The 7,366-nt window shown below is 35.0% G+C and carries 4 protein-coding genes; all 4 read right to left on the bottom strand.

The window, feature by feature from the left end:
* Nucleotides 1-94: 94 nt before the first annotated feature.
* The 4 genes from QWC74_RS08975 to clpB all read right to left on the bottom strand — a co-directional run bounded on the left by QWC74_RS08975 (nucleotide 95) and on the right by clpB (nucleotide 7,210).
* The gene (locus QWC74_RS08975; RefSeq protein WP_006784299.1) at nucleotides 95-1,900 is read right to left on the bottom strand and encodes an ABC transporter ATP-binding protein; all 1,806 of its coding nucleotides are present in this window, start codon (nucleotides 1,898-1,900) and stop codon (nucleotides 95-97) included.
* A 2-nt stretch (nucleotides 1,901-1,902) separates the two neighbouring features.
* Complete coding sequence (locus QWC74_RS08970; RefSeq protein WP_006784298.1) at nucleotides 1,903-3,708, bottom strand: ABC transporter ATP-binding protein; 1,806 nt, start codon at nucleotides 3,706-3,708, stop codon at nucleotides 1,903-1,905.
* Nucleotides 3,709-3,963: 255 nt separating this feature from the next.
* A complete protein-coding gene (locus QWC74_RS08965; RefSeq protein ID WP_006784297.1) occupies nucleotides 3,964-4,335 on the bottom strand; it encodes a hypothetical protein in 372 nt (123 codons plus the stop codon).
* A 289-nt stretch (nucleotides 4,336-4,624) separates the two neighbouring features.
* Nucleotides 4,625-7,210, bottom strand: a complete 2,586-nt coding sequence (gene clpB / locus QWC74_RS08960; protein WP_006784296.1) for an ATP-dependent chaperone ClpB — start codon at nucleotides 7,208-7,210, stop codon at nucleotides 4,625-4,627.
* Between the last annotated feature and the right edge of the window lie 156 nt (nucleotides 7,211-7,366).

The following is a 7,366-nucleotide window of genomic DNA, read 5'->3' as shown; positions in this document are numbered from 1 at the left end:
TATTACCATTAAATACGTTTACCAGTTGTCTGACTTAATTATATAATTCAGGATATAAAAAAGGTGAAGCGACATTAATCGCTTCACCTTTTTACTATTTTATTTTTTCAAATTGTCCCATATAAAGTTGATAGTAATCACCTTTTTGTGCAATCAACTGTGCATGCGTTCCTTTTTCAGAAATCTCACCATTTTTAAGTAATAAGATTTCATCCGCATTGACAATCGTTGATAAACGATGGGCAATAATGAAACTTGTTCGATCTTTTAGTAAAGTCTGAATCGCATCTTGAATAAGCTTTTCTGTTTCAATATCAATTGAAGCTGTCGCCTCGTCTAAGATTAAAATGGCTGGATCAGCAATCAAGGCTCTAGCAAATGAAATTAATTGTTTTTGCCCCGTTGATAAACCTGAACCGCCCTCACCAATGACAGTGTCATAACCATCAGCTGACTCCATAATAAACTCATGTGCATTGACAAGTTTTGCTGCTTCAATGATTTCTTCATCTGTTGCATCCAGCTTTCCATAACGAATATTTTCTTTAATACTTCCACTAAATAGTTGTGGCGTTTGTAGCACATATCCTAAATGAGAATGTAGCCATTCTTGAGATCTTTCGCGATAATCGACACCATCAATTAAAATTTGACCACTCGTTGGTTCATAGAAACGGCAAATCAAGTTAACGATCGTACTTTTTCCAGCACCTGTGGGTCCAACAATCGCTACACTGCTACCAGCTTTCACCTTAAGATTCATATGTTCCATTACTGTTTCACCAGATTTATATTTAAATCCAACATCAATCAGTTCAATATCTCCGTGAAGGGGTTCCCAGTTTTCTTTTTTTAGATTTCCAATTTGCCCATATTTTTTGATAACATCAGGTCGATCAATAATATCAGAGTCCGTGTTAATTAATGAGATAACACGCTCAGCTGATGCTTGAGCATCTTGAAAACGAGTTAATAAGTTGGCAAGTGTTCGAATCGGATCATAAAACAACGTTGAGTAAGAAATAAAGATGACTAAATCTCCGTATGACAATTTTCCATTAAACACGTCGAACCCACCTTTATATAAAATCAAGGCAATTCCTACGCTACCAAGAGCCACGATAATTGGATAATAAACTGCATTAATGATTGACGCTCTAACAGAACCATCGCGCATCTCTTTTGTCAAATGACTAAACTCATCTAAGTTATCATCTTCCGTTACTAATGTTTTCGTTGTCACCGCTCCCGTAATTCCCTCATTAAACGCACCCGTAATTTTAGAGTTCATTTTACGAACACGGCGATATTGTTTTAAAATGCGTGTTTGAAAGAAGTAACTCACAAGCGCTAGAATTGGTAACACGGCAATCGTAATAAGTGCTAATTGCCAGTTCATAATAAACATCGCAATCATGACGAAAATCATGACCATAGTTCCCCAAACAGCGTCCGTTAACCCCCAAGATAAAATTCCGCCAATTCGATTTGTATCTGAAGTTAAACGAGACATCAGCCATCCCACAGATGACGTGTCATAAAATGAAAAAGATAACTCCTGTAATTTCTTAAACGCATCTTGACGAATTCGATAACTAATATGTAATTGTAATCGGTCAGATAACATAATAAATGACCAAACAATAAATCCAAATAGCATAATGACAAGTAAATATAAAATTCCAAATCCTTTTAATCCATCTAAATTCCCCGTTAAAACATATTCATCAATCACCATCCCATTTAATTGAGGAATGGTTGTATCTAAAACAGCAAGTGTAATTGCCGTGATGAATAACAAGATGACATCTCGCTTCGCATCACTCATGTATGAGAGGACCTGTTTCCACGTTTTAAAATCGGCCTTTGTATACTCAGCTTCTTCAAACTCTTTCGCCATTATTACACCCCACTTTCTTCATTCATCAAGTTCAGAACTTCAGCTTCTTTTTGATTTTGAATTTCCCAGAAAGTTTGATATAAGCCTTCTTGATGAATAAGTTCTTCATGTGTTCCTCGTTGAATAATGTGTCCCTTATCTAGCACAATAATTTGATCGGCATCTTTTACCGTGCTGACACGATGCGCAATAATAAAAGTCGTCACATCTTTTGATCGCTCATTTAAGGCGCGACGAATTTCAATATCAGTTTCGGTATCGACTGCACTTAATGAATCATCGAAGATTAAAATAGGACATTCATTAATTAAAGCACGTGCAATTCCAACACGTTGTTTTTGTCCCCCTGATAAAGTAACCCCACGCTCTCCAACGATGGTATCATATCCATTTTCAAAATCTTCAATGACGTGATGAACAGATGCCAGTTTGGCAACGGATTGAATTTCATCTTCATGTGCATCTTTTTTAGCAATGGCAATATTTTGTTTAATTGTTTTTGAATATAAGAATAACTCCTGTAAAACAGCCCCAATATGAGCACGCATCCATTTATGATCGATTTTTTTTAGTTCAACGCCATCAATTTTAATTGAACCTTCCGTATAATCATATAAGCGTAACAATAAGTTCATTAGCGTTGTTTTTCCTGAACCTGTTCGCCCAATAATCGCAATAGTCTGACCTTTTTCGACTTTAAAGCTAATATCTTTTAAAATACGGTCATGATCTTCATATTCAAATCCAACGTGATCAAATTCGATAGATCCCGTGATTTGAGGTTTTTGAAGACCTTCTTCAAATTCAATCGGCTCATTTAATACTTCATTAATCCTTTTGACCGATATCGTCGTTTTTCCAAGATCGGTTAACACGCGTCCAAGTTGTCGAACCGGCCAAATAATCATCGATTCATACGAGATAAAGGCTTGGAGTGTTCCGAGGGTAATGTCACCTTTAATGGTAATATACGCTCCGTAGATAATGACGACAGCAATTTGTAAGAAACTTAAAAAGTCTGAACTTGACCAAAAGAGTGCATTTAGTTTGGTCATGACGTAGCTTTTCTCTTTTAACTCTTGATTACGTTTTTCAAATTGTTCAATTTCATATTCTTGGTTGCAGTAAGCTCTGACCACTCGAACCCCCGTTAAGTTTTCTTGTAACGTCGTTGAAAGTCTCGCTTCCGATTCATCGGCTTCTTTAAATGATTGCTTTACTTTTTTAAAGAAGATAAAGCAAAATCCAAATAAAACTGGCGTTAAGCAGACACTGACTAACGCAAACTTGACATTTAAAGATAACATAAACGAGAAGATAATAATAAAAATTAAAACGGCATATCCCATCTCCACAAGTTGAGAGGATAAAAATAGGCGTATCGTGTCAATATCTGATGTACAACGTTGAATTAAGTCCCCTGTTTCAACGCGCTTATGATACATAAAAGATAATTGTTGGATATGATGATACATTTTATCTTTTAAATTTTTCGCTAAATTTTCTGAAGCTTCTGCTGACCATTTTGCCTTTAAAAAGTTAAATAAGGCATTAATCACTGTAAATATCATAATTAAAGCTCCACACATTAATAACTGTCCTTTAAAACTTGAGACAGATAAAACAATATCCGATATAAAGGTTGGATTCCCTTCAGTTGTTTGTTTAATAACCATGTCAATCGCTGTTTGGCTGACCAGTGGAATTAACGTTGAAAACACAATTCCAAATGCAGTTGCAATTAAAGCTCCGACTACTTTTAGTCGTTGCCCTTCCATCCATTTAAAAATACTTTTAAACTCTTGCATCTTCCTCACCTGACTTTCTTAAACTACTTATGCAAGACTCCCTCTAAACTTTTAATGTAAAACCACTTTAAAATCATTTAATTTATTCATTATGATCGCCCCTTAATTATTCAAAATAACCATCATTTACCCATTATACACACTTTACTAAAATATGGAAGATGTTAATTCAAACATTTTCATTATTTTTAAAATCACATAGATTAAACAAAAAAAAGAGGTCTCAGAAGACCTCTTTTAATCATCATTTCTATTTTATTGTTCTAACATAATATCTTGAGTTTCTACAACGACCTCTGCTGTTTCAACTTCGTCATTTTCTACTAATGGCGTGACTTCCTCAATCAATTGTGAAGACATTGGCACCGTATTAACAAAAGCGCACACTTTTTGAATTAGAAAACCAAGTCCCCCTAGACAACTTGCGTAAAAAGCATATGGTGTGACATTTGCCATATAATAATTCACAACATCTGATAAACTATCAGATATCACAAATCCCTGCTCCACAATTGAAGCCACATAAGCATAACAAGCATACACTTGATAAGCTCCAAATCCAAGCATAATAATCGCTAATAAATATAAGACAACTGACACCTTCGAAACTTTTTTAATATTTTTCATTGTATAAAACTCCTTCTTATATTTTTGCTACCCCTTAAGACTCTATTCTATATAAGTCCAGATAAGTTTTTCACACTTGTAAAAATTTTAACTGGACTATAGTGACGCCTAAGTGTCAAAAAGACTTCAGTACTAATACTGAGACTCATTTATAATAGTGAAATACATTTCTGTTTGTATATATATAACGAACTATTTTTTAGTATACGTGATAACCCTTAAATTTATCTTAAAGTTTAAATAATGAAAAAACTCATAAAATCAATTTGATTTCATGAGTTTTTTGAATTTATTTTTCGAATTTTAAAACAATTTCTCCATCTTGTACATCAACAACCACCGTTGTATCCATTTCAATCTGACCTGCGATTAAAGCACGTGCTAATTTTGTTTCAATCGTACGTTGAATGAATCGTTTTAATGGACGTGCTCCGTACACAGAGTCAAATCCAGCACTTGCAACATACTCATGAGCAGCATCCGTTAACACGACATGAATTCGTTGCTCTGTTAAACGGGCATTTAACTGTGCAATAAATTTATCCACGATTTGATAAATAATAGATGATGATAATGGATTAAATGTAATGATTTCATCAATTCGGTTTAATAATTCTGGTTTAAAGTATTCACGTAAAACGTCAAGCACTTGTTCTTGAGCCTGTTCAAAGTCAGGATTTTCAAGCAAGATATGTGATCCAATATTTGATGTCATAATAATGATTGTATTTTTAAAGTCAACTGTTCGTCCTTGTGAGTCTGTAATACGTCCATCGTCAAGGATTTGAAGAAGAATATTGAAGACATCTGGATGTGCTTTTTCAATTTCATCAAGTAAAACAATTGAATAAGGTTTACGACGAACTGCTTCTGTTAATTGTCCACCTTCTTCATAACCAACATAACCTGGAGGAGCTCCGACTAAACGAGAGACAGCATGTTTTTCCATGTATTCACTCATATCAATTCGCACAATATGCTCTTCACTATCAAATAAGAATTCAGCTAAAGCTTTTGCAATCTCAGTTTTACCAACCCCAGTAGGTCCAAGGAATAAGAATGAACCGATTGGACGATGTGGATCTTTGATTCCGGCACGCGCACGAATAATGGCATCTCCTACTAAATCAATCGCCGCATCTTGTCCCATAACACGACGTCTTAAATCCTCTTTTAAATTTAATAATTTTTCACGTTCTCCTTGCACAAGTTTCGCAACTGGAATACCTGTCCAACGAGAAATAATTTCACCAATCTCTTCTTCTGTGACATTTTCACGAAGTAATCGATTTTCTTTTCCAGCCTCATCTTGTTGCATGGCTTCTACTTCAGCAATTTGTTTTTCAAGTCCTGGAATTTTACCATATTGTAATTCCGCTGCTTTTTCATATTCACCACGAGCTTGAGCATCTTCTAATTGACGGCGAGCAAGTTCAAGTTCTTTTTTCAAATCGGCAACCCCATGAATCGCTTGTTTTTCTTTTTCCCATTGTAATTTTAAAACATTTAATTCATCTTTTAAGTCCGCTAATTCTTTTTGAAGGGTATGAAGACGTTGTTTACTGAATTCGTCTGTTTCTTTTTTTAACGCTGCTTCTTCAATTTCTAACTGCATGACACGACGGTTAATGCGATCAAGTTCTTCTGGTAATGAGTCAATCTCAGTACGAATTGTTGCACAAGCCTCATCAATTAAATCAATTGCTTTATCTGGTAAAAAGCGGTCAGTTATGTAACGATCTGATAGCGTAGCGGCTGCTACAATAGCACGGTCTGAAATACTCACACGATGATGTACTTCAAAACGATCTTTTAATCCACGTAAAATCGAAACAGTATCTTCAACCGTTGGTTCATTAACTTGAACTTTTTGGAATCGGCGTTCAAGTGCCGGATCTTTTTCGATGTATTCACGATATTCTTTTAATGTTGTCGCCCCAATGCAGTGTAATTCACCACGAGCAAGTAATGGTTTTAATAAATTTCCTGCATCCATTGCTCCATCTGTACGACCTGCACCGACAATGGTATGAATTTCATCAATAAATAAAATGATACGTCCATCGCTATTTTTCACTTCATTTAAGACAGCTTTTAAACGTTCCTCAAACTCACCACGGTACTTAGCTCCCGCTACTAAGGCAGCTAAATCAAGTTCAAAAATCACTTTATCTTTTAAACTTTCGGGAACATCTTGGCGAACAATACGTTGAGCAAGACCTTCGACAATTGCTGTTTTCCCAACCCCAGGTTCACCAATTAAAACTGGGTTATTTTTAGTTTTACGAGAAAGAATACGAATCGCACGACGAATTTCTTCATCACGTCCAATAACCGGATCAATTTTTCCTGATTTCACATCTTCAACTAAATCGCGTCCGTATTTTTCTAACACTTCATAAGTTGCTTCTGGATTTTGTGTCATCACTCGTGAATTCCCCCTTATCTGTGAAATAACTTCTTTTAATTGTTTTTCATTTAAATTATATTTTTTAATGAGCTGTTTCATCTCATAATCTTTCGATTCAAGCATTGCTAGTAACACATGTTCAACTGATAAATAATCATCTTTCCATGCACGAGCATAATCATCTGCTTTTAAAAGAGCGCGATTCAAATCAGCTGATACATACGGTTCGGCTGAACTCCCTGTTACACTTGGTTTTTTATTTAAAATCTGTTTTAAATCTTTTACAATCTCTTGAACGGGATACCCTAGCTTCACAAATACACGTGAGGCTAACCCTTCAGAATCTTGTAATAAAGAACTTAGTAAATGCGCTGTATCAATCTCTTGGTGGTTTAATGAAGTTGCAAGAGACTGAGCATTAACTAAACCCTGTTGTAACTTTTCAGTCATTTTATTAATATTCATAATTCTTCACTCCATTCTTCATAGTCATTATATGCTGACATCATTATCATATCACAACTTTAGCACTCGTTCAATAAGAGTGCTAATAATTTTATGCGTTATGTTTAGGAATTTATGTATACTAAAGGATAAAACTTCATAATTTAGGAAAAGTGG

The sequence above is a fragment of the uncultured Turicibacter sp. genome (assembly GCF_938044715.1).
Classification (GTDB): Bacteria; Bacillota_I; Bacilli_A; order MOL361; family Turicibacteraceae; genus Turicibacter; species Turicibacter sanguinis.
This window is presented reverse-complemented; position numbering and strand designations above follow the sequence as displayed.

Coding starts and splice junctions, on each gene's coding strand:
- QWC74_RS08970 (WP_006784298.1), bottom strand. CDS start 3,708: ATGCAAGAGTTTAAAAGTATTTTTAAATGGATGGAAGGGCAACGACTA.
- QWC74_RS08965 (WP_006784297.1), bottom strand. CDS start 4,335: ATGAAAAATATTAAAAAAGTTTCGAAGGTGTCAGTTGTCTTATATTTA.
- QWC74_RS08975 (WP_006784299.1), bottom strand. CDS start 1,900: ATGGCGAAAGAGTTTGAAGAAGCTGAGTATACAAAGGCCGATTTTAAA.
- clpB (WP_006784296.1), bottom strand. CDS start 7,210: ATGAATATTAATAAAATGACTGAAAAGTTACAACAGGGTTTAGTTAAT.